This is a genomic window from Fictibacillus sp. FJAT-27399 (assembly GCF_001510655.1).
GTDB lineage: Bacteria > Bacillota > Bacilli > Bacillales > Fictibacillaceae > Fictibacillus_C > Fictibacillus_C marinisediminis.
In genome coordinates this window covers 660030-682085 of sequence record NZ_LMVC01000002.1, presented here as the reverse complement: position 1 = coordinate 682085, position 22056 = coordinate 660030, and the positions used below count along the sequence as shown (strand labels likewise).

Here is a 22056-nt window from a genome sequence, read left to right as displayed (position 1 = left end):
AGGGGCTGTCCAAGAAGTCTGTAAGCTGTTGATTTCCGTTCCAGGGTGCTCGCTTTCCGCGGGGCGTGCGGTGAGCCTTACCGGCGTGAACGCCTACTTTTTGGCGCTAGCGCCTGCGGGAGTCTCACCTGTCACGCTAGTCCCGCAGGAGTCTCGCACCTTCCACTTCAATCAACTTTTCATTGAAGATTTTCAAGCCAAAAAGGAGCTGCTGAAGGTCAATTTTCGACTTTCAGGACAGCCCCTTTTTTGCATGAATCAATTCATTCTATTAATGGTAATGTTATGAATTTCAAGCAGTTTGTTTACCACGTGGCCAGCCATAAACAGTCCCGAAACGGATGGAACAAAAGAATTGGAGGACGGCGGCATTTTAGCTTTTCTGATTCCTGGAGCATTTTCAGGAACAATTTTCTCCCGGATGTCTTCTCTGATCTGAACGGGTTTTTCATCGGAGAAAACTACTGTTACTCCTTTATGGATGCCTTCCTTCCGAAGACGCTGCCTCATTACCCTGGCAATCGGATCATACGACGTTTTTGAAATATCCGCAATGCGAAGTCTAGTCGGATCCAGCTTATTCGCCACTCCCATGCTGGCAATGATCGGAATCTTTCTTGTCAGGCACTCCTTTGCAAGATGCACTTTATAGGTGATCGTATCCGATGCATCCACAACAAAATCAAGGCCGTACGCAAAAAACTGTTCATACGTCTCTTCTGTATAAAACATCTGTAATGCTATCACTTCGCATTCGGGATTAATATCCGCAATGCGCTGTTTCATAAGTTCTACTTTGGACTGGCCTACCGTGGACAATAAAGCATGGATCTGCCGGTTGACATTCGTGATATCCACAACATCCTTATCCACAAGGATAAGTTTGCCGATTCCAGCTCGAGCAAGCGCTTCAGCTGAAAAAGAACCGACTCCTCCAATACCAAGAATTCCGACAGTGCTTCCTTTTAAAGCGGCTAATCCATCTTCGCCAATGGCGAGCTCATTTCTTGAAAACTGATGTAACATGAACCTTCTCCTTTCAAGTCTAGAAAAGCGCAAGCGACTTGCTAAGGTCCGACAAGTGCTGGAACTCTTACTCAGCAACACTGAAAACTGAAATTCATTTTCATCCCTAGGCGCTGAAGCTAGACATTACTTCATAGTACCTTCTTAGCTTACTTCCTAAAAAGAATATACTATTTCCCTGTCATGTACAACCTTTACTCAAATCCTGCAGCAAAAAACAACAAAAACCCGGACAAACCGTCCGGGTTTCCTCTATATTCTTGTATTAGATTAAGTGTTGGATGAGAGTCCCAACTGTGCCGTCAGTTCCTAAGTTTTGAACCTGCTCTCGCAGGTGGGTGCCCTGTTCCGCAATTTATGCGTCCTCTTCGCGGAGGCATGCACGCCTTGCAGAAACACTGACTCCCGAATAAAAAGTGTTGGCTCAAAACATTCGGTATTAACGAACACATCAGGACTCTTATTGGTATAAATCATACCACATCGTTTTATTGAAAACAAGCGAATCGGAGCGTATTATTTAAATTTTCTAACAGTTCAAACTTCTTACCTATGCCTTTTGTCCGTTCTCTTTTTCCACTTTTACGGCGAGGTGAAGTTCATTGAGCTGTTTTTCACTAACATGTGATGGAGCATTCGTTAACAGACAGCTTGCGCTGGCTGTTTTCGGGAATGCGATCGTATCTCTCAAGTTGTTTCTGCCGGCAAGAATCATCACGAGTCTGTCTAGGCCTAAAGCAATACCGCCATGCGGTGGCGTACCATATTCAAAAGCATCCATTAAGAAACCGAACTCTTCCTTTGCTGCCTCTTCAGTAAATCCGAGCGTCTTGAACATTTTTTCCTGAAGATCACGCTGATAAATACGCTGAGATCCTCCGCCAAGTTCATACCCATTTAATACAAGGTCGTACGCTTTTGCACGAACAGCTCCGGGATTGCTCTCAAGCTGATCAAGATCTTCTTCTTTCGGCATCGTGAACGGATGGTGAAGAGCAACGTAACGGTTTGCATCTTCATCATATTCAACAAGCGGGAAATCAACGACCCAAAGGAAGTTCAACACACTTTCGTCGATAAGATCAAGGTCTTTACCCAGCTTTAGGCGAAGTGCTCCAAGAGCATCGGCAACTACTTTTTTGCTGTCAGCGACGAACAGGAATAAATCTCCCTCTTCACCTTCTAAAGCAGCAAGAAGGCCTTGTTTTTCTTCATCAGTAAAGAATTTCGCGATCGGCCCTTTTAATTCATTCTCTTCAAACTTGAGCCATGCCAATCCTTTTGCGCCATACCGTTTCACGAATTCAGTAAGCAGATCAATGTCTTTTCGAGAGTAATTGCCCGCTTGCCCTTTTACGTTGATGGCTTTGACTTCTCCACCATCCAAAACGGTAGAAGCAAATACCTTAAACCCTGATTCTTTTACAATTTCAGAAACGTTAATCAGTTCCATCCCAAAACGTGTATCCGGTTTGTCAGATCCGTAGCGCTCCATTGCTTCTGCATAAGTAAGGCGAGGCAGAGGAGTCTGTACGGAGAATCCGCGGACTTCACTTGCCATTTGAACCATAAGGTCTTCCATCATGCTCATCAAGCCTTCTTGACCAAGGAATGAAGTCTCGATATCGATCTGTGTAAACTCAGGCTGGCGGTCCGCCCGTAAGTCTTCATCACGGAAGCAGCGGACGACTTGGAAATAGCGTTCAAATCCAGATACCATCAAGAGCTGCTTAAAGAGCTGAGGAGACTGCGGCAGGGCATAGAATTGTCCTGGGTGCACCCGGCTTGGCACCAAATAGTCTCTGGCTCCTTCTGGAGTACTTTTTGTCAGCATTGGTGTTTCAATTTCCATAAACTCCTGCTTATCTAGAAAATCACGAATCATTTTTGTCACACGGTAACGCAGTTTCATCGTCTCCTGCATGACCGGCCTTCTCAAATCCAGATAACGATATTTTAAACGGACATCTTCGTTAATTTCATTATCATCCGAAATGGAAAAAGGAGGTGTTTTTGAACTGTTGATGATTTCAAGTTCTTTACCTTGAATCTCAATTCGGCCGGTCGGTACATTTTCATTAATAGTACCTTCCTCACGTGCAATTACAGTTCCTTTAACAGAGAGAACAAATTCACTTCTTACTTTTTCAGCAATATCTAATGCTTCACTGGATACTTCGGGGTTAAAAACAACCTGAACCTGTCCTGAACGGTCGCGAAGGTCGATGAATATCAATCCTCCAAGATCTCTTCGCTTCTGTACCCAGCCGGTAAGCTTTACTTCTTCTCCGACATGCTTCTCAGTTAATGTTCCGCATTGATGCGTTCTTTCCGACATGATGTTATTCCTCCTCAAATTTGCTTCAGTATATATTCTGTGACTTGGTCGAGTGCGACTTCCGTTTGTTCACCAGACTCCATATCCTTAACAGAGATGACGCCATTCGCAAGTTCATCATCGCCAAGGACCGCAACAAATTTGGCATTTGTCCTGTCTGCAGCTTTGAACTGAGCTTTCATCTTTTTATCCAGATAATCTTTATCTGCTTTTAATCCGGCTTTACGGAATCGATAGAGAAGAGACGGTGCTTGCTCTTTCGCCTGATCGCCCATGGTAATGAGGTAACAGTCAAGAGAATCTTCGATCGGCAGCTTAACACCCTCTGCATCTAAAGCGAGTAATAATCGTTCAAGGCTCATTGCAAATCCAATCCCTGGTGTGGCTGGGCCGCCAACTTCTTCTGCAAGGCCGTTGTATCTGCCGCCTCCGCTTAACGTTGTGATAGCTCCAAAGCCTTCCGCATCGCTCATGATTTCAAAAGCGGTATGGTTGTAGTAATCCAAGCCCCGTACGAGTTTAGGATCGATCACATATTCGATTCCCATTGCCGTCAATGTCGACTTGACTGTTTCGAAATATTCCCGTGACTCTTCGTTCAAATAATCATGAATCGATGGAGCTGTTTTCATCAGTTCATGATCCCGGTCCTTTTTACAATCCAAGATTCTGAGCGGATTGGTTTGAAGACGGTTCTGGCAGTCATGGCAGAACTCTCCGATCCGCGGTTCAAAGTGCGCCACAAGCGCTTCTCTATGCGCTTTTCGGCTTTCTTTGTCTCCTAAAGTATTTAAGACGAGACGAAGACTTTTTAATCCAAGTTCCTTGTAGACGTCCATCGCCAGTGCCATGACTTCCGCATCGATGGATGGGTCATCGCTGCCCATGGCTTCAATGCCAAACTGTACAAACTGACGGTATCTTCCAGCCTGTGGCCTTTCATAACGGAACATTGGGCCGATGTAATATAATTTAGTAGGCTGCTGAGCCAGGCCAAATAATTTGTTCTCGACGTAAGCCCTGACTGTGCTTGCCGTTCCTTCCGGACGCAGTGTCAGGCTCCTATCGCCGCGGTCCGTGAACGTGTACATTTCCTTTTGAACGATGTCAGTTGTATCACCGACACTTCTTAAAAACAGTTCTGTATGTTCAAAAATCGGTGTTCTGATTTCCTTGTAATTGTATCTGCTGCAGATTTCTCGTGCTTTCTCTTCTATAAACTGCCATTTTTCAACTGTACCCGGTAAAATATCCTGGGTTCCTCTCGGGATTTGATAACCCATCCTTCATCCTCCTTGCATCCTGGTTAACCAATAATCTTTCGTGAAAAATAAAAAACTCCCGTCCCTATTATTATCTGAATAATAATAGGGACGGGAGTTATATACCCGCGGTGCCACCCTGGTTGAAGCTCATGCTTCCGCTCATAATTGCACGTAACGCCTGCATGCGTCCAACTCTACTGGGCATTGTCCATTTTCCGTTCGAATTGAAACCTCGGGAGTGTCTTTCACTAAATCATCATGCAGAAATGCTTGCAGCCTCTGGCATTTCCTCTCTTGGCATGTGGAGTTTACCTACTTTTCTCCGTCACTGGTGATTTCATTGAATTGTTATTTATCTTACTCATCAAAAAGAGCTATGTCAATCCCTTTTGCAAAAAAGTTGCAGTCAGCGTTTCATTTTTTTGCGAAGGCTGATCACACTGCGTAGAGGGACTCCAAATTCCTCAGCGAGTTCCATCGTGCTCGAAGACGCCTCTTTCTGTATAAAGTCATGAAAGTCAATCCCCATCAGCTGGTTTATATGCGAATTGACATGTTCACTCTTTTCTCCGTGCCGCATCATCATCTTCCTTTCACCTTTTGCTATAGTTTTTCCAAAAGGTAAAGGTTTTAACAGGACTTATTCCCTGCTGTCGAGAATGAGCGTTACTGGACCGTTATTGGTGAATGCAACATCCATCATCGCTCCAAAGATTCCGGTTTTGACCTCAATGCCCTTTTCACGGAGCATATCGTTGAATTTATCATACAAATCAAAAGCATGATCAGGTTTGGCAGCACCCATGAAATTTGGGCGGCGGCCTTTTCTGCAGTCACCATATAGCGTAAACTGTGAAACCGATAATATGGAACCTCCCACGTCTATGAGTGACAGGTTCATTTTTTGCTGATCATCTTCAAAGATGCGGAGATTTACTGCTTTTTCAGCAAGAAAAGCCGCATCTTTTTCTGTATCTTCATGCGTCACTCCGACAAGGAGCATCAAGCCGTGGCCGATCTGGCCGACCACTTTTCCCTCTACCGTAACGGCAGCATCTGTGACGCGCTGCAATACTATTCGCATGTTGCACTCCTTTAATTGTATCTTTATTGCATCACTCGGCGGACCGCATAAATGTCCGGTATCTGTTTAATCCGTTCCACCACTTTTTGCAGGTGGTTTACATTGTGAATGGAAATGGACATACTAATCGTCGCCATCTTGTTGCGGTCTGAACGGCCTGATACGGCTGTAATGTTCGTCTTGGTTTCGCCTACAGCATGAAGAACCTCATTGAGCAGGCCTCTTCGATCAAAGCCGCTGATTTCAATATCCACATTGTAGCTCTTCGGTTTTTCGATGCTGCCCTCCCATTCTACCGGCAGTAGCCTAACCTGTGCATCATCTGTGTTGACGTTAACACAGTCTTTGCGGTGTACCGAAACTCCGCGCCCTTTAGTAATATAACCGACGATGTCATCCCCAGGTACAGGATTGCAGCATTTGGAAAGACGGATCAGAAGGTTGTCTATCCCTTTCACAACGATTCCTGAATCAGTTTTTTTGGTTGATGGCAAGCTCTTCGATTCTGAAATGGCATCAAGGATTTCTTTGTTGTCCTGTTCCTGATCTTTTTTGCGGCGGAGTTTGTCCGTCAGGCGTGTCGCGATCTGTGCACCGGTAATTCCGTTATAACCGACAGCAGCATACATATCTTCTTCGTTCGCAAAATTATATTTTCTAATAACCGTCTGAAGATTTTCCTGTGTGAAGACATCCTTCAGTTCGAAGCCCCGTCCGGTAACTTCTTTTTCGATCATTTCTTTCCCTTTGGCGACGTTCTCTTCACGGCGTTCCCGCTTGAAGAACTGGCGGATTTTATTTTTGGCATGAGAGCTTTGCGTGATCTTCAGCCAGTCCTGGCTCGGCCCGTAGGAATGCTTGCTCGTCATGATCTCAATAATGTCACCGGTCTTCAGCGTATAATCAAGGGTTACCATCTTGCCATTCACTTTGGCACCGATGCAGCGGTTGCCGATCTCTGTATGGATGCGATAAGCAAAATCAAGAGGAACCGAACCGGCAGGAAGTTCGATTACATCACCTTTTGGCGTGAACACGAACACCATGTCTGAAAACAAATCCACTTTTAGAGATTCCATGAATTCTTCGGCATCTGCCACATCGTTCTGCCACTCAAGGATCTCCCTGAACCACGTTAACTTATTTTCAAACGTGTTGACCGGAGCCTTCTTGGAACCATCTTTATACGCCCAGTGAGCCGCGATCCCGTACTCGGCTACTCTGTGCATCTCGCTTGTACGGATCTGCACTTCGAGAGGATCTCCTTTAGGGCCGATTACTGTCGTATGAAGAGACTGATACATATTGGCTTTCGGCATAGCGATATAATCTTTGAACCGTCCCGGCATCGGCTTCCATGCAGTATGAATGATGCCTAACGCGGCATAGCAGTCTTTAATGTTATGAACGATAACCCTCACTGCAAGCAGATCATAGATTTCATTAAACTGTTTGTTCTGCTTCACCATTTTTCGGTAGATGCTGTAAATATGCTTCGGACGTCCGGAGATATCCGCCTTGATCTGAACCTCGGAAAGCCGGCTGCTGATCTCTCCCATTACTTCCTGGACGTATTGCTCACGCTCTGCGCGCTTTTGCTTCATTAAATTTACAATTCGATAGTATTGCTGTGGATTAAGATACCTTAAAGAAACATCCTCTAGTTCCCATTTAATAGTAGAAATTCCGAGCCTGTGTGCCAATGGAGCGAATATTTCAAGTGTTTCATTAGCTTTCTGAATCTGTTTTTCTTTTGGCATATGCTTAAGTGTCCGCATATTATGAAGACGGTCTGCGAGTTTAATCAAAATACAGCGGATATCCTGGGCCATTGCTACGAACATTTTACGGTGATTTTCGGCTTGCTGCTCTTCTTTTGACTTAAACTTGATCTTCTTCAGCTTCGTGACGCCATCAACAAGCATGGCCACTTCTTCATTGAACCGGTCGCTGATATCTTTCAGCGTAATCGGCGTGTCTTCCACTACATCATGAAGAAACCCGGCTGCAACAGTTACCGGATCCATTTGAAGATCGACCAAAATACCAGCTACTTCAACCGGATGCTGAATGTATGGTTCACCCGATTTTCGAAACTGGCCTTCATGCGCTTCTTTAGCGTATTCATACGCTTTTCGTAAAAGCTGTATATCGTCATGGGAAAGATAGCTTTCCGCGTTTTGTAACACTTCATCTATGGTCATTGAAAATCACCTAACGTCAAAAATTGTATATTGCTTCTATTATCATGAAAAAAAGTGAAGCTGTAAAGTAAAAAACGAAAAATGTCGAATTTCCTTTATTTACAATTCCATATGAAAAAGAAAGAGTACTCTGTTTTCAGAGAGCACCCTTTCGATCTTTTAATATTGCGTTAACGTAAAAATATCATATCCGGATAACTTTTTTCGTCCGTCCAAATACGTAAGTTCAATCATGAAAGCTATCCCTGCGACAACTCCACCAAGTTCTTCTACAAGTTGAATGGTCGCACCGATTGTTCCACCTGTCGCCAGCAGGTCATCCGTAATCAGGACTCTTTGTCCCGGTTTAATAGAATCCTTGTGCATTGTCAGCACGTCTTTGCCGTATTCAAGGCCGTAGCTTACTTTTACCACTTCACGAGGAAGTTTTCCATCTTTTCGAACCGGCACAAAACCATGCCCCAATTTATAAGCAACCGGGCAGCCAACAATAAAGCCCCTCGCTTCGGGACCTACGATTACATCTATGTTTAGATCCTTTGCATAGTCTGCAATATCATCTACAGCTTTAGCGTAAGCTTCGCCATCTTGCATAAGTGTGGTAATATCTTTAAACCGAATACCCTTAAGCGGAAAATCTTCCACTACAGATATATATTTTTTGTAATCCATCTTCTATTTTCCTCCTGTATCAACGCCTGATTATTTCCCTTTATACTGATCAAAGCAGTTCTTCAAATCCTGATAGGAAGAATAGACAAGTTGATTTTCAATCTCCGCTTGTTCTAATTTACTCCTATATGTATATGAATGCTTCAGGTCTTTTTTGTCAGGACGATCATTAATCGAAATAACACCATCTTCTATTGTAACAAAATCCAGCTCAAAAAACACTTTTGACATAAATGGCACTGCTTCACGCGACCAGCCCTTAAGTCTAGCCAGTTCCTCCCCGTGCTTGCTGGCATCAAATGTTTTACGTTTGGTTAAGAACGCATAAAACCATCTGAACTGCTCTCTTGTCGGAACAGTGGAAAAGAACTGATCATTTTCCTGGTGGAAGATGACATATGTTCTTTCCGGTTCTGGATTGCTTTCCAGCAGATAAAAGAATTCTTCCCTTGTTTTTGGAACATCGAGAAAAACAACATACTTTTCTTCAAAATTCAGGCTTTCTTTTTCCTGCGGATAAAGCCGGATCTGCTCTTTCAAGTCTGAAAACGCAGGATGTTCCTTCGTATCTGCCTCAAAAGCGATGAGAAGAACCTTGTCCTTAGGGAGGCCGGACAGTTTTTTCTGAGCGTCCCTTATCCCTCTCAGATCAAATAATTGCCATTCTTTTACGGCCAGATCACTAAGCATAAGCTGCGGTTTCCGGAACCCGTTCCATTCATTGATTGATAGCTCTCCTACCGCTGAGAGCGGGGAATGATAGCTTAGCTCATCCATTAGCGGGCCTTTATGAAAACCAATCGCATCCAGCTTGGATTTGCCATCTGAGAATTGTATTTTCAAATGGTTGGACTGGCTGCCGATCTTCTTGATCTCGCTGATTCTAACATCAGGTATCAGTACGCGCGGAGTAGGGTTACTGACACCAAAAGGAGCCAATTTGTTCATTTGTTCAATGGTTTCAATGGATACTTCATCAAGTGAGCATTCCAAATCAATAGAAGTCACGGGTTTAAAATCTTCTTCTGTTAATTGTTCACCAGCCTGGCGGTTAAGCCGGCTTCTCAGTTCATCCAGATCACTTACGGCCAAAGTCATGCCTGCCGCCATAGGATGCCCTCCAAAGTGTGGAAGTATATCACGGCTCAGCGATAAGTTCTCAAACATATCAAAGCCCTCAATGCTCCTTGCCGATCCTTTGGCAAGGCCCTTCTCTTCATCGATGCTTAAAACGATTGTCGGACGGTAAAATTGTTCGACTAGCCGGGAAGCTACGATACCGATGACTCCTGCGTTCCATCCTTCCTTTGCGACAACAAGAACATTGTTTTTATCAGGTGGATACTTTTGTTCCACCAATTCAATGGCTTCCTTTGTGATCTCAGATACAATGGTTTGACGTGTTTTGTTCAATTGATCAATTTCAGCGGCAAGCATGGCAGCTTCTTCCTTGTCATCAGTCGTAAAAAGCTCAACCGCAGGAACTGCAGAATCCAGTCTTCCAACCGCATTAACACGGGGGCCAATCGCAAACCCTACATGCTCTGCATTCAGCACCGTATCTTTTAAACCAGCAACTTCGAGAAGTGCTTTTAATCCTGTCTTAGTGGTTCTCTCTAGTGCCTTTATTCCTTCTTTTGCAATGATGCGGTTTTCATCCACAAGAGGAACCAGATCAGCAATCGTGCCAATGGAGGCAATATCCAATAAGTGAAGCGGAGCTTTGCCAAGCAGAGCATGCGCAACTTTGAACGCGACACCTACTCCCGCCAGCCCTTTAAAAGGATATGGGCATCCAGGTTTTTTGGGATTGATAATACTATAAGCATCAGGCAGAACAGGCGGAGGCTCATGATGGTCAGTGATGATAAAATCCAGTCCCATCTCTTTCGCCGCACGTGCTTCATTCACAGCTGAAATCCCCGTATCGACTGTAATAACAAGACTGAAACCTTGTTCCTTCGCCCATCTTAACGCGGGTTCATTTGGTCCATAGCCTTCTGTAAAACGATTTGGTATGTAAAAACCAAAATTGGCGTCTAACGCCTTTAATGTATATACCATAACAGATGTACTGCTTACTCCATCTGCATCATAATCACCAAAAATAAGAATCTTTTCTTGGCTGGCAACAGCCTGTTGGATCCGATCAACAGCTTCTCTCATCCCATCCATTAAGAAGGGATCATAAAAAGCCTCCGTTCCACTGGACAAAAACTGTTCAGCACTAGTTTTTGTTTCCATTCCCCTTGCAACTAATAGGTTGGCTACTAACTTTGGGATTTTTAAAGAAGAGGCTAATTCCTTTACTTTATCTTCATCTAAAGTTCGGACATTCCACCTCGTTCGTGCTTTCAACATAAAAAAATCACCTCATAACCTATTTATTATACAAAATGGGTTACGAGGTGACAATGAATTCCTATGCCTGATTATTGGCAGAACTGAATTTAAGTTTTTTCAACTGTCTGGATTTAAGTACAAACCAGAGCTGAGAAGCAATACAAATAGATGCATACGTTCCAAAAACCAGTCCGATCAACAGGGCGATCGAGAAGTTCATGATGGACGCGTTTCCGAAGATCAGCAATGCAACTACCGTGAGCACTACGGCAAATACCGTATTAATGGAACGGGTAAGAGTCTGCATAATACTGTCGTTGATCACCTTGTAGAGGGTCTCAACATTTTTCACCTTCGTAAACTTCATGTTTTCGCGGATTCGGTCAAACGTGATGATCGTATCATGTACCGAGTAACCTACGATGGTTAATACGGCTGCTATAAACGTAAGATCCACTTCAAGCCGCAGAATGCTGAACACGGCTACAATCAAAAATGCGTTGTGCAATAATCCAACAACCGCTGCCAATGACATAAGCCATTCAAAACGCAGGCTGATGTAGATGATGATTCCGATGGAGGCAATCAGTACAGAAATGATCGCATTCCTGGCCATTTCCCGGCCAACCGTTGGTGATACTGTATTGATGTTCGGCTCATCTCCGTATTTCTGTTTAATGGCCGTATTCACTTTTGCCACTTCTTCACGTGAGAGCATACCAACAAAGGATACTGTCGCTCTGTCACTATTTTTACCAGAGATCAGCGGCTGGCCATCCGGTTTAAGACCTAAGTCTTCAAAATCTTTCTTGAGCTCAGCAGCTTTTAAATGGTTCCCGCTGATTTCAACCCTCGTTCCGCTTTCAAAATCGATACTTAATTTCAAACCTATGGTTAAAAGGCAAATGAGCCCTACGATGGTTAAAAGAGAGGAGAAAATAAAAAATTTCTTCCGCTGTTTTACAACATCAAAATGAAAATTCGGGTTTCTAAAGCTCATGTATATCACTCTCTTTCACTCCGAAGTAACCCGGTTTTTTGTTCAAGAACTTGCTGTTTACCCAGAGGCCCAGCAAAATTCGGGAGACGTACACATTGGTAAAGAAGCTGGTTACAACACTCACAATTAGTACGAGAGCGAATCCCTTAACTGAACTTGTACCATATGCAAATAGAACTGCTGCTGTGATGATGGAGGTTAAATTCGCATCAAAGATCGGAGCAAACGAGCGCTTTGACCCCGACTTATAAGCGGAAGCGATTGATTTTCCGGAACGAATTTCTTCTTTAATTCTTTCAGAGGTTATAATATTTGCATCTACAGCCATACCTACTCCAAGGATAAAGGCAGCGATTCCCGGAAGTGTCAGTACCGCATCCATCCAATCAAAAATGAGAAGGTTTAAATAAATATAAAAACTGAGTGTGACAATAGCGATAAGGCCTGGGAACCGGTAGTAAAACGCCATAAAAAGGAAGACGAGAGCAATACCGATAATTCCGGCAGTGACCGTTTCATCCAAAGCCTGTTTCCCGAATTTAGCACCAACAGAATTCGAATAGTTTTCATCCAATTTCACAGGAAGTGCCCCGGCATTCAGGATAGAAGACAGGTTATTCGCTTCTTCCTGGGAAAAATGTCCAGTAATAACAACAGTTTTCTGATCCAATTCTTTAGTGACAGATGGCGCAGAGATAAATTTAGGTTTTTTCTTTGTCGCCTCTTCTTTATATGAATCGCCTTTTTTATAATCAAGCCAGATGACGAGCTGATTTTGTCCAGGCCCCATGTTCATGACTTTTCTCGTTACTTTAGCAAACTTATTCGGATCTTTCAGAGTCAGCTGAACGATCGGCTGGTTCGGATTGTTCTGGTCAAAGGTTACTTTTGAACCGCCGCCTTTAAGGTCCGATCCATCAAGCAATACCTTGTCATTGACATCTCTGAAGGTCAACTGAGCCTGTGTAGAAAGGAGTTTTCTTGCTTTGTTCTGATCCTTGATTCCTGCAAGCTGAACCCGGATCCGATTTTTCCCTTCGATTGTGATGTTCGGCTCCGAAACACCAAGTACGTTTACCCGTCGATCGAGTGCTTCTACCGCACTTTTTAGAACATCGTTTGTAATCTTTTGGCCTTCTTTGGCTGGTTTTACATCGTAAAGTACTTCAAATCCCCCTTGTAAATCCAGACCGAGCTTAATATTATTTACAATCCCCTTTGTTGTCATGCCGATCAGACCAACAATTACGGCAAGGATTATAAAAAATGTAAGGATCTTGCTCTTCTTCACCATTCCTTCTTTCCTCCTTCATGCTGCCGACACACTTTTAAGCACGATAATGAATATGTATAGAAAAGTGCAATCTTCCCCATTATAGCGACAGTTGTTTTTTTCTGTCAATTTCATTCCGAAAACTTTGTAAAACTTTACATAATCCTATCTTTTGCGTTTCTTTGATAAACAGCAAAGAAGGGTACCCCGCCGGGGATGGCCCTTTTATTCCACATCCCTCTTAAACGCTTCGAGTGTCAGCCAGTTCATAAAATCGGTCAATGATAAACCAAGTATCAGACCAACAAGAACATGCAATTTTGCTTCCTCTTTTTTCTTTTGAGCCTTACGCATCACACAATTCCATACTTCTTCATTCGAAACACTCTCGTACCCAAGAAAATGAAACTCCTCGGCTTTGCATTGCAGAGCTGGTTCAACCTCTGTTTTCATGTCTTCAAAACTCATCACATCCAATGATTCGTTCACCTCTCCTGCGTTTTGCGGATAAAAAACAACTTGTCATGCTTTGTCCATTTTCTCCATATAAATGGGTTACACGGAAAACCGATGTTACACGGAAAACCGATGGCAAACTCATTTCTGATAAGAAAGTAGGGCCCGATATGTCAAAACAAACCCTTATCCAGGGAACACTGCTGCTCATTCTCGCCGGATTGATCACACGGATCCTTGGGTTTATCAATCGCATCGTTGTCGCCCGGGTGATGGGACAGGAAGGCGTCGGCCTTTATATGATGGCTGTGCCGACGATGCTATTAGCCATCACCTTGACACGAATGGGGCTTCCCATCGCCATCTCTAAACTAGTGGCCGAGGCCGATGCGAAAGGCGACCGCCAAAAGATCAAAAAGATACTGATCGTCTCCCTGGCCGTAACTGGTGTGCTCAGCATCATTTTTACAACTGCCATGATCGCGGCTGCTCCTATATTGTCTCATTATTTCTTTACAGACAAAAGAACCTTTTACCCTTTAATCGCAATTGCACCGGTAGTGCCCGTCATCGCTGCATCTTCTGTGCTGAGAGGATACTTTCAAGGACTTCAGAATATGCGTCCTTCCGCCTATTCCCAGGTCATTGAGCAGATTGTGCGGATTACTCTTGTAGCACTTCTTACCGGACTCTTTCTTCCTTATGGTGTCGAGTATGCAGCGGCCGGAGCGATGATCTCAGTTATCATCGGAGAGCTCGCTTCCCTTTTATATATGTTCTCCATGTTTAAGTTAAAAAAAAACATGAAGGTCCGAAAAGGATTTTTCGGACAGCTAAAAGGCGGTCGCTCCACATTAAACGAACTGCTCGGAATCGCTCTTCCGACCACCGGAAGCCAGCTGATTGGTTCTGTTTCTTACTTTTTTGAACCGATTGTGGTTGTTCGGAGTCTGGCGATTGCCGGGGTGAGCACCATTGCCGCAACAAGACAGTACGGGGAACTGGCAGGTTATGTCATTCCCTTGCTTTACTTGCCTACATTTATTACCTATTCGTTATCTGTTTCACTCGTCCCTGCCATCAGTGAAGCAAACGCCAATAAAAAGTATTCCTTGATTGAACACCGGCTGAATCAGTCTTTGCGGCTTTCCATGCTGTCTGGAGGCATCGCCGCGGTAATTACCTACGTGTATGCCGTTCCAATCATGGACCTTATGTATAACTCTCCTGCTTCTGCTTCTTATTTAAAGGTCATGACACCGCTGTTTTTCTTTTTATATTTTCAGGGGCCTCTTCAGGCAGTGTTACAGGCCATGAATCTTGCCAGAGCGGCTATGATGAACAGCCTGATCGGATCAGCCGTCAAACTTGCTGCTGTCTTTGCTCTTGCTACAAGGCCTGAATTCGGCATCATGGGCGTGGCTATGGCCATCGTTCTAGGCATCGTCGTAGTCACTCTCCTTCATTTTGCAAGTGTGGCCAAAGCGATCAGCTATACGATCAAAGCCAAGGATTTCATCTACGGTTTCTTTTCCATCATGATCACCGGATTTGTTTCACAGCTCATCTATACGTATATCTTCCCTCAGTTCTCAAGGGTGGCAGGAATGTGCCTCTGCCTCGTCTTAACTAGTATCGTTTATCTTCTTGCTCTGTTGTTTTTCCGCTTGGTGAAGAGAGAAGACCTCGCTCACCTTCCGCTTATTAAAAGATGGATCGCATAAAACAAGGGGCTGGCTAGAAAGTCGAAAATTGACCTTCAGGCAGCCCCTTTTTGGCTTGAAAAATCTTCAATGAAAAGTGAATTGAAGTGGAAGATGCGAGACTCCTCGAAAATGAACTTCACATTTTCTTCGTGCGATAAAAAGCTGCCGGAGCCTTCCTTGTCCTGCGGGACTAGCGTGACAGGTGAGACTCCCGTCGGTGNCTAGCACCAAAAAGTAGGCGTTCACGCCGGTAAGGCTCACCGCACGCCCCGCGGAAAGCGAGCAGCCTGGAACGGAAATCAACAGCTTACAGACTTCTTGGACAGCCCCTTAATCATCTTTTTTGTCTACATACAGCGAGTCATTATTATTTATCGTACAGATAGAGATATTTTTTGTATCTCTGATTCCCATCTTGCGCAGTTCCTGGCGTAGCCATAAAGAGGTTTTATCCAGTTTTTTTAGATGGTCTTCCTGAATTTTCCCATCCAATATCACCGGGAACACCAGAGGGAGCGGGCTTACTGCTGAATTTGTTTTCCTGTCACACTCAACTTCTCTTGTAATGACGGAAAGTTTCCCTGTTGATTCCAGAATTCCAAATTCTACATCCGCCACATTCTTTATGTTGTTCTCCCTTAATTGAGTCAGCAGGTCATCAAAATTATAGCGCTGTTTTTTCATTTCAGATTCATTAATTTGTCCGTTCTCAATGATAATGGAAGGCTTGCCGTCAACGATCTCTCGAACCTTTTTGCTTTTTAATGAAAGGAACGCAAGGAAAATTTGAATGAGAAACAGTACAAAAATTCCAACCAGATGCTTAAGCATCGGTACTTTCGGATCTTCAATCGAGATGACCGCCAGTTCGGCGATCATAATGGAAACAACAAAGTCCAGTACAGATAATTTTCCAATTTCCCGTTTTCCCATCAGCCGAAATACGCCAATCAAAATAAAATAAACAAAGATGGTCCTCAAAATAATTGTATAATATTCCATTGCTTTCCCTCCTTTCATTTTCATCATAATTAGTTTGACCATCGTGATGAATGAACATGAGGCGAATGTTTTGGTAATTGAATTAAATAATGGGCATTTTCCAGGGGAGAAGGACAAAAAATGTTCGTCTATTTTTCGGGACGGTGAATATGGATATAAGGAAGGCTTGTATGTAAAGGAGGACGAATCCAAGTGGCTGTTCGACATATGTTTTCTTCAATGATAAAAGGTGTTGCCACAATTTTAGTTGCCATTATCATAAGCAGTCTTATTCTTTCTCTTCTATTGCGGTTCACTTCTCTGACAGAATCATCTTTAAAATGGGTGACGACTGGTCTTTCCTTTCTTTCTCTCTTTATTGGAGGATTTCTTTCAGGTAAAAAGGGAAAAGAAAAAGGCATTATGCTTGGTTCCGGTACAGCCCTGCTTTTCTCCTTGCTCGTGTTTTTAGTGCAATATTTAGGATACCAAACCACATTTACATCCATGCAGTACATGTATCACGGAATCTTTTTACTCCTTTGTATGCTGGGAGCCATCATGGGCGTCAATTTCAGCAGCCATAAATAGCTCAATAAAAAATGGCAGGAAGCAACGGGGCTTCTGCCATTTTTTATTTTTATTGTACTTCTCTTGATTCACGGATCGCGTTACGGTCAAACGTAAGCGCTGAACCGTCCTTCGATTTGATAACCACCGTGTTTTCTTCCAGCACTTCAATCGTGCCGTGAAGACCGCCGATCGTTACGACGTAATCACCTTTTTTCAAGCCGCTCTGCATGGTTTTAACAGACTTTTGTCTCTTCTGCTGAGGTCTGATCAGCAAAAAGTAAAAAATGACAAACATCAGTAAAATTGGTAAAAGAGAACCTAAAGAACCCATTATTTTCACCCCTTTCTATTAGTTAAAGCCAGTTAAAAGTTTTTGGCGTCAGGTTTATTAAAGCCGTATTGTTCAAAAAATTCCTCACGGAAATCAAGCAGCCTGTCTTCGCGGATGGCCTGCTTCACCTGTTCCATTAAGTTTACCAAAAAATAAAGGTTATGGTAACTTGTGAGGCGGAAACCAAATGTTTCGTTGCTCTTCACCAGATGGCGGATATAAGCACGTGAATAGTTTCGGCACGTATAGCAATCACAATTTTCATCAAGAGGCCTGAAATCACGTGCATATTTCGCATTCCGGACGACGAGGCGGCCTTCACTTGTCATAAGCGTTCCGTTTCTTGCAATACGTGTAGGCAGTACGCAGTCAAACATATCAATACCGCGGATCGCTCCATCAATCAGCGAGTCAGGCGATCCGACACCCATTAAATACCTTGGTTTGTTGTCAGGCAGGTACGGCGTCGTAAACTCTAGCACTCGGTTCATAACATCCTTAGGTTCACCGACAGAAAGCCCGCCGACCGCGTAACCCGGAAAATCAAGAGAAACAAGGTCCTCTGCGCTTTGACGGCGTAGATCTTCGTATTCACCACCCTGAACGATTCCGAAAAGCCCCTGGTCATTCGGACGTTCATGGGAAGCCAGACACCTTTCAGCCCAGCGGCTCGTCCTTTCTACAGAGGATTTCATGTATTCATACTCAGCTGGATACGGCGGGCATTCATCGAATGCCATCATGATGTCCGAGCCTAAGGCATTCTGAATCTCCATGGCTCCTTCAGGACTCAGGAACAGCTTTTCTCCGTTCAGATGGTTCCTGAAATGCACGCCTTCTTCTGTGATCTTTCTCAAATCACTTAAGCTGAATACCTGAAAACCGCCGGAATCCGTTAAGATGGAACGGTCCCAGTTCATGAATTTATGAAGGCCGCCAGCTTCACGGATGATCTCATGTCCCGGACGAAGCCAGAGATGATACGTGTTGCTCAAAATAATATTGGCGCCAAGGTCTTTTAACTCCTCAGGGCTCATTGTTTTAACGGTAGCGAGTGTTCCTACCGGCATGAATACCGGAGTCTCAAATACGCCATGGGGCGTGTGGACTTTTCCGAGCCTAGCTCCTGACTGCTTACAAGTTTTGATTAATTCATACCGGACGGCTGCTGTCATGTTTGTACTCCCCTTCTAAAATCAGCATGGCATCTCCAAAGCTAAAGAAGCGGTACCGTTGACGCACAGCTTCATTATAGGCTTTCAGGACATTCTCGCGGCCCGCAAGCGCGCTGATCAGCATAATCAGTGTAGACTTAGGCAAATGGAAATTAGTAATCATTCCGTCAATCGCCTTAAAGCGATATCCTGGATAAATAAAGATATCCGTCCATCCGGAATCTTCTCGGAATTCTCCGTGTTTTCCAGCGACTGTCTCTAAGGTGCGGGTAGAGGTCGTTCCAACCGAGATAACCCGTCCTCCATTGTTTCTGACTTCATTTAGAAGTGCAGCCGTGCCTTTCGTCAACTGGTAGTACTCGGCATGCATGTCGTGCTCTTGAATATTTTCAACAGAAACAGGGCGGAATGTTCCCAGCCCTACATGAAGAGTAATAAAAGCAACATGTATACCCTTTTTCTTAATCTCTTCAAGCAGTGTTTCAGTAAAGTGCAGACCTGCTGTTGGTGCAGCTGCCGAGCCTTGGTGTTTGGCAAACACAGTCTGATACCGCTCCCGCTCTTCCAGCTGCTCTTTTATATAAGGAGGCAATGGCATCTCGCCAAGAGCGTCCAGAATTTCATAAAAAATACCCTCATATTCAAATTTAAAGGTACGCCCGCCCTGATCAGTTTCCTCCAGACAAACAGCTTTAAGCAAACCGTTTCCAAAAGAAACGACGGTGCCTGGCTTTACTCTTTTTGCCGGTTTCACGAGGGTTTCCCAAGTATCGCTGCCTGTTTCCTTCAACAGCAAAATCTCAATCTTAGCCTTAGTGTCTACTTTCTCACCAAGAAGCCTTGCCGGCAGAACTCTTGTATCATTCAGGATTAAGCAATCACCTGGATTTAGATAATCAATCACATTTTTAAACGTATTGTGTTGAATCTGTCCGGATACCGGGTCAAGCACCATCAGCCTTGAAGCAGTACGGTCTTTCAGCGGTGTCTGAGCAATCAGCTCTTCCGGCAGATCAAAATCAAACATATTGATGTCCATTTTCTTCTCCTGTTTCTCTCACCTATTTAAATCGCCCGATCACATAAAATATCAATGACAAAATGACACTGATAATAATCGATGTGACAATGGGAAAATAAAATGTAGTGTTCTCTTTTTTAAAAACGATGTCGCCGGGAATCTTGCCGACGAACGTCCATAAACCACCGATAATGATCAAGATGACTCCCATCAGTATTAACAGCCGGGGTATTCCCATTAAGGATTCGGCACCTCCATATTAAAATGCTCATAAGCAAGGGCAGTCACCACTCTCCCCCTAGGGGTGCGCTGTATAAAGCCAATCTGCAGCAGGTAGGGTTCATAAACATCTTCAATCGTATGGGATTCCTCACCGATCGTAGCTGAAATGGTTTCAAGACCTACCGGGCCGCCTTTATATTTATGGATGATCCCTTGTAATAATTTATGGTCAATATGATCCAATCCTAAACGGTCAACTTGAAGCATTTCCAGCGCCCTGTCTGCGAGGCTGATACTCACCGTATCCGTCCCATCAACCTGAGCAAAGTCCCGTACTCTTTTGAAGAGACGATTGGCGATTCTCGGCGTCCCTCTTGAACGGCGGGCTATCTCTTGGGCAGAAGGCTTGTCAATCTTCATGCCAAATACTTCACTGGTCCGTGTAACAATTTCGGTTAAATCTTCATTATTGTAGTATTCCAGACGTGCCAGCACACCAAATCGGTCACGGAGCGGTGAAGACAGAGACCCGGCACGGGTAGTCGCCCCTACTAACGTAAATGGAGGCAGATCCAGCCGGACAGATCGAGCTGTTTCGCCCTTTCCGATTACAATATCCAGACAGAAGTCTTCCATCGCGGAATAGAGCACTTCCTCGATCGCTCTTGATAGCCTGTGAATTTCATCAATAAACAGCACATCCCCAGGTTCAAGTGCTGTGAGGATAGCTGCCAGATCACCCGGCCGCTCAATTGCGGGACCGCTTGTTGTTCTGAAATTGACGTTCATTTCTTTCGCAATGATAGATGCGAGCGTCGTTTTCCCAAGACCTGGCGGCCCGTATAGCAAAACATGGTCAAGGGCTTCATTTCTAAGCTTAGCCGCCTGAATAAAGATATTTAGATTTTCTTTTACTTTTTCTTGGCCTATGTATTGTTGCAAATATTCCGGACGCAAACTCAATTCAAAAAAATCGTCCCTTGAGCTTTCACCCGATACTATTCTGTCGTCCAAAGCGATCACGCCCCTAATGGTTCACTAGCTTCTGCAGCGCTTTCCTTATGTACTGATCTGTTGTCAGATCTTCCTTTTTAAGGGAAGGCAGCACTTTATTAATTTCTTTCTTGGCATACCCTAAAGCCGTTAACGCTTCAACCGCTTCATCAAGCTGTTCTGAACTGTCGGAAGCCGGGCCGGCAAATAATCCTTCCATTGGCTCTTCAGTGAAGATCGAAAGCTTTCCTTTAAGGTCCAATATCATCTGGCGGGCCGTCTTCTTCCCTACTCCCGGAAATTTCACAAGAAACCCTTCATCCTCAGCTTCAATGGCCCGAATCACTTGTTCTGGCTGTCCGAATGCCATGATGGCTAAGGCTCCTTTTGGGCCTATTCCTGATACGTTTAATAATTTTAAGAATAAATCTCGCTCTTTGCGTGTTTTAAACCCATACAGCGCAATCAAATCTTCCCTCACATAATGATATGTGTAGATCGTCTCAGCTTGACCGGGACGATAGATGAATGGATTCGGACAAAAAATTTGGTATCCAATCCCATTGGCTTCAAGAACTGCATATTCAGCAGACACGTGTTCAATCTTTCCATTTATATGTTCAATCAATCATGTTCTCTCCTTAAAAAAGCGACCATACGTTTCTGTCAGTATTGTATCACAGAGTCAGCCCGAACGGGGAGTTTAACACAAAAATCGCAATGCTCCTGTTCAAAGAAATAAAAAAAGAGAACAGAAAAAATCCTGTTCTCTATCGATTATTTTCGAAAGGACGTTTTACTGCATCTCCTAAGTTGGTGCCTGCTTTTCCGATATCCGACATAATTCCTTTGATGTCAGAGCTGACTTCATTGGTTGTTTTGCCGTCACGGAGATTATTATCTACGTTTTTGATTCGATTCACGATCGAGTCATCAGTTGTCACGCGAACATCCCGGTTGGGAACCAGCTTTTTCACTTCTCTATACACTCTCTGATTGACAGCGCTTTTATCGTTTTCACTGGTATCTATTCCGACAATGACGTTGTTATCATTCAAAATAACGTGAGCATCGTCTACATTGTTCATACTGTTAACCCGGTTCCTGATCTTCTCGGCAAGCGCACCATCATAGTCCTCATGATACGTTACATTATGATCGGTACGGTTATTATCCATCATGTCAGTAACAGGGCCTTTACTGCGGTCCAAATCCCCGCGGTTATCACCCTCGTTGGAATAATATCCGATCGGCCTTACATCATTATCGTTGCGGTCGAGCGCACCTTTGTTGTTGTTACAGCCCATCAGACCTGCTGTTAATGCAAGAACCGTTATACCGCTTAGTATAATCTTCAATGCAAAAACCTCCTTTCACCACTAGAATGGCATTC

At 44.0% G+C, this 22056-nt stretch carries 20 protein-coding genes, 1 other RNA gene, 1 pseudogene and 1 other annotated feature; of the genes and pseudogenes, 3 read left to right on the top strand and 19 right to left on the bottom strand.

Going from position 1 to position 22056, the window contains the following annotated elements; genetic code table 11:
- Window positions 1–28 precede the first annotated feature (28 nt).
- Window positions 29–289 (top strand): hypothetical protein, encoded by a 261-nt coding sequence (locus AR335_RS08455; RefSeq protein ID WP_156418901.1) that lies wholly within the window; start codon window positions 29–31, stop codon window positions 287–289.
- On the opposite strand, the gene AR335_RS08450 is transcribed toward AR335_RS08455, so the two are convergent.
- From AR335_RS08450 to AR335_RS08400, 11 genes and pseudogenes are all read right to left on the bottom strand, one after another.
- A complete protein-coding gene (locus AR335_RS08450; protein WP_053357729.1) occupies window positions 259–1026 on the bottom strand; it encodes a tRNA threonylcarbamoyladenosine dehydratase in 768 nt (255 codons plus the stop codon). The genes AR335_RS08455 and AR335_RS08450 overlap by 31 nt on opposite strands.
- Window positions 1027–1309: 283 nt before the next feature.
- Window positions 1310–1487, bottom strand: a non-coding RNA gene (gene ssrS, locus AR335_RS08445) — 6S RNA.
- 89 nt (window positions 1488–1576) lie between these two features.
- Window positions 1577–3364 carry an aspartate--tRNA ligase gene (gene aspS / locus AR335_RS08440; RefSeq protein WP_062234221.1) on the bottom strand — a complete coding sequence of 596 codons (1788 nt, stop codon included), beginning with the start codon at window positions 3362–3364 and terminating at the stop codon, window positions 1577–1579.
- Window positions 3365–3378: 14 nt separating this feature from the next.
- Window positions 3379–4647 carry a histidine--tRNA ligase gene (gene hisS / locus AR335_RS08435; RefSeq protein WP_062234218.1) on the bottom strand — a complete coding sequence of 423 codons (1269 nt, stop codon included), beginning with the start codon at window positions 4645–4647 and terminating at the stop codon, window positions 3379–3381.
- 83 nt (window positions 4648–4730) lie between these two features.
- Window positions 4731–4967: a binding site (T-box leader), on the bottom strand.
- Window positions 4968–5035: 68 nt separating this feature from the next.
- The gene (locus AR335_RS08430) at window positions 5036–5215 is read right to left on the bottom strand and encodes an RNA polymerase subunit sigma-70 (RefSeq protein ID WP_369795804.1); all 180 of its coding nucleotides are present in this window, start codon (window positions 5213–5215) and stop codon (window positions 5036–5038) included.
- A 54-nt stretch (window positions 5216–5269) separates the two neighbouring features.
- Window positions 5270–5713: a D-aminoacyl-tRNA deacylase gene (gene dtd, locus AR335_RS08425; RefSeq protein WP_062234215.1), complete on the bottom strand. Its 444-nt coding sequence runs from the start codon at window positions 5711–5713 to the stop codon at window positions 5270–5272.
- Between the two features lie 23 nt (window positions 5714–5736).
- Window positions 5737–7917, bottom strand: a complete 2181-nt coding sequence (locus AR335_RS08420; protein ID WP_062234214.1) for a RelA/SpoT family protein — start codon at window positions 7915–7917, stop codon at window positions 5737–5739.
- 159 nt (window positions 7918–8076) lie between these two features.
- On the bottom strand, window positions 8077–8589 hold the full coding sequence (locus tag AR335_RS08415) for an adenine phosphoribosyltransferase (protein WP_062234210.1): 513 nt from the start codon (window positions 8587–8589) through the stop codon (window positions 8077–8079).
- Between the two features lie 30 nt (window positions 8590–8619).
- Window positions 8620–10950 (bottom strand): single-stranded-DNA-specific exonuclease RecJ, encoded by a 2331-nt coding sequence (gene recJ, locus AR335_RS08410; RefSeq protein WP_062234208.1) that lies wholly within the window; start codon window positions 10948–10950, stop codon window positions 8620–8622.
- A 61-nt stretch (window positions 10951–11011) separates the two neighbouring features.
- A pseudogene (gene secDF, locus AR335_RS08405) lies at window positions 11012–13226 on the bottom strand (protein translocase subunit SecDF).
- A 204-nt stretch (window positions 13227–13430) separates the two neighbouring features.
- Complete coding sequence (locus AR335_RS08400) at window positions 13431–13673, bottom strand: post-transcriptional regulator (RefSeq protein WP_053358517.1); 243 nt, start codon at window positions 13671–13673, stop codon at window positions 13431–13433.
- Window positions 13674–13831: 158 nt separating this feature from the next.
- Between AR335_RS08400 and spoVB the strand changes: the two genes are divergently transcribed.
- Window positions 13832–15385 (top strand): stage V sporulation protein B, encoded by a 1554-nt coding sequence (spoVB, locus tag AR335_RS08395; RefSeq protein ID WP_062234205.1) that lies wholly within the window; start codon window positions 13832–13834, stop codon window positions 15383–15385.
- 312 nt (window positions 15386–15697) lie between these two features.
- On the opposite strand, the gene AR335_RS08390 is transcribed toward spoVB, so the two are convergent.
- Window positions 15698–16369, bottom strand: a complete 672-nt coding sequence (locus AR335_RS08390; protein ID WP_053357721.1) for a DUF421 domain-containing protein — start codon at window positions 16367–16369, stop codon at window positions 15698–15700.
- A gap of 207 nt (window positions 16370–16576) precedes the next feature.
- On the opposite strand from AR335_RS08390, the gene AR335_RS08385 reads away from it, so the two are divergent.
- Window positions 16577–16939: a TIGR04086 family membrane protein gene (locus tag AR335_RS08385; protein WP_053358516.1), complete on the top strand. Its 363-nt coding sequence runs from the start codon at window positions 16577–16579 to the stop codon at window positions 16937–16939.
- 49 nt (window positions 16940–16988) lie between these two features.
- On the opposite strand, the gene yajC is transcribed toward AR335_RS08385, so the two are convergent.
- From yajC to AR335_RS08350, 7 genes are all read right to left on the bottom strand, one after another.
- Window positions 16989–17252: a preprotein translocase subunit YajC gene (yajC, locus tag AR335_RS08380; protein WP_053357720.1), complete on the bottom strand. Its 264-nt coding sequence runs from the start codon at window positions 17250–17252 to the stop codon at window positions 16989–16991.
- A 32-nt stretch (window positions 17253–17284) separates the two neighbouring features.
- Window positions 17285–18427: a tRNA guanosine(34) transglycosylase Tgt gene (gene tgt / locus AR335_RS08375; RefSeq protein WP_053357719.1), complete on the bottom strand. Its 1143-nt coding sequence runs from the start codon at window positions 18425–18427 to the stop codon at window positions 17285–17287.
- Entirely contained in the window at window positions 18405–19466 is a 1062-nt protein-coding gene (gene queA / locus AR335_RS08370; protein ID WP_062234202.1) for a tRNA preQ1(34) S-adenosylmethionine ribosyltransferase-isomerase QueA, read from the bottom strand. The genes tgt and queA overlap by 23 nt, the downstream gene beginning before the upstream one ends.
- A gap of 22 nt (window positions 19467–19488) precedes the next feature.
- Complete coding sequence (locus tag AR335_RS08365) at window positions 19489–19686, bottom strand: DUF2905 domain-containing protein (RefSeq protein WP_062234199.1); 198 nt, start codon at window positions 19684–19686, stop codon at window positions 19489–19491.
- A complete protein-coding gene (gene ruvB / locus AR335_RS08360) occupies window positions 19686–20684 on the bottom strand; it encodes a Holliday junction branch migration DNA helicase RuvB (RefSeq protein ID WP_062234196.1) in 999 nt (332 codons plus the stop codon). The genes AR335_RS08365 and ruvB overlap by 1 nt, the downstream gene beginning before the upstream one ends.
- Before the next feature lie 13 nt (window positions 20685–20697).
- A complete protein-coding gene (ruvA, locus tag AR335_RS08355) occupies window positions 20698–21291 on the bottom strand; it encodes a Holliday junction branch migration protein RuvA (protein WP_062234193.1) in 594 nt (197 codons plus the stop codon).
- Between the two features lie 142 nt (window positions 21292–21433).
- Window positions 21434–22021, bottom strand: a complete 588-nt coding sequence (locus tag AR335_RS08350) for a YhcN/YlaJ family sporulation lipoprotein (protein WP_062234190.1) — start codon at window positions 22019–22021, stop codon at window positions 21434–21436.
- Between the last annotated feature and the right edge of the window lie 35 nt (window positions 22022–22056).

Coding starts and splice junctions, on each gene's coding strand:
- queA (WP_062234202.1), bottom strand. CDS start 19,466: ATGGACATCAATATGTTTGATTTTGATCTGCCGGAAGAGCTGATTGCT.
- dtd (WP_062234215.1), bottom strand. CDS start 5,713: ATGCGAATAGTATTGCAGCGCGTCACAGATGCTGCCGTTACGGTAGAG.
- yajC (WP_053357720.1), bottom strand. CDS start 17,252: ATGGGTTCTTTAGGTTCTCTTTTACCAATTTTACTGATGTTTGTCATT.
- hisS (WP_062234218.1), bottom strand. CDS start 4,647: ATGGGTTATCAAATCCCGAGAGGAACCCAGGATATTTTACCGGGTACA.
- tgt (WP_053357719.1), bottom strand. CDS start 18,427: ATGACAGCAGCCGTCCGGTATGAATTAATCAAAACTTGTAAGCAGTCA.
- aspS (WP_062234221.1), bottom strand. CDS start 3,364: ATGTCGGAAAGAACGCATCAATGCGGAACATTAACTGAGAAGCATGTC.
- AR335_RS08420 (WP_062234214.1), bottom strand. CDS start 7,917: ATGACCATAGATGAAGTGTTACAAAACGCGGAAAGCTATCTTTCCCAT.
- AR335_RS08365 (WP_062234199.1), bottom strand. CDS start 19,686: ATGGGAATACCCCGGCTGTTAATACTGATGGGAGTCATCTTGATCATT.
- spoVB (WP_062234205.1), top strand. CDS start 13,832: ATGTCAAAACAAACCCTTATCCAGGGAACACTGCTGCTCATTCTCGCC.
- AR335_RS08415 (WP_062234210.1), bottom strand. CDS start 8,589: ATGGATTACAAAAAATATATATCTGTAGTGGAAGATTTTCCGCTTAAG.
- recJ (WP_062234208.1), bottom strand. CDS start 10,950: ATGTTGAAAGCACGAACGAGGTGGAATGTCCGAACTTTAGATGAAGAT.
- AR335_RS08400 (WP_053358517.1), bottom strand. CDS start 13,673: ATGAGTTTTGAAGACATGAAAACAGAGGTTGAACCAGCTCTGCAATGC.
- AR335_RS08385 (WP_053358516.1), top strand. CDS start 16,577: ATGTTTTCTTCAATGATAAAAGGTGTTGCCACAATTTTAGTTGCCATT.
- AR335_RS08390 (WP_053357721.1), bottom strand. CDS start 16,369: ATGGAATATTATACAATTATTTTGAGGACCATCTTTGTTTATTTTATT.
- AR335_RS08450 (WP_053357729.1), bottom strand. CDS start 1,026: ATGTTACATCAGTTTTCAAGAAATGAGCTCGCCATTGGCGAAGATGGA.
- AR335_RS08430 (WP_369795804.1), bottom strand. CDS start 5,215: ATGATGATGCGGCACGGAGAAAAGAGTGAACATGTCAATTCGCATATA.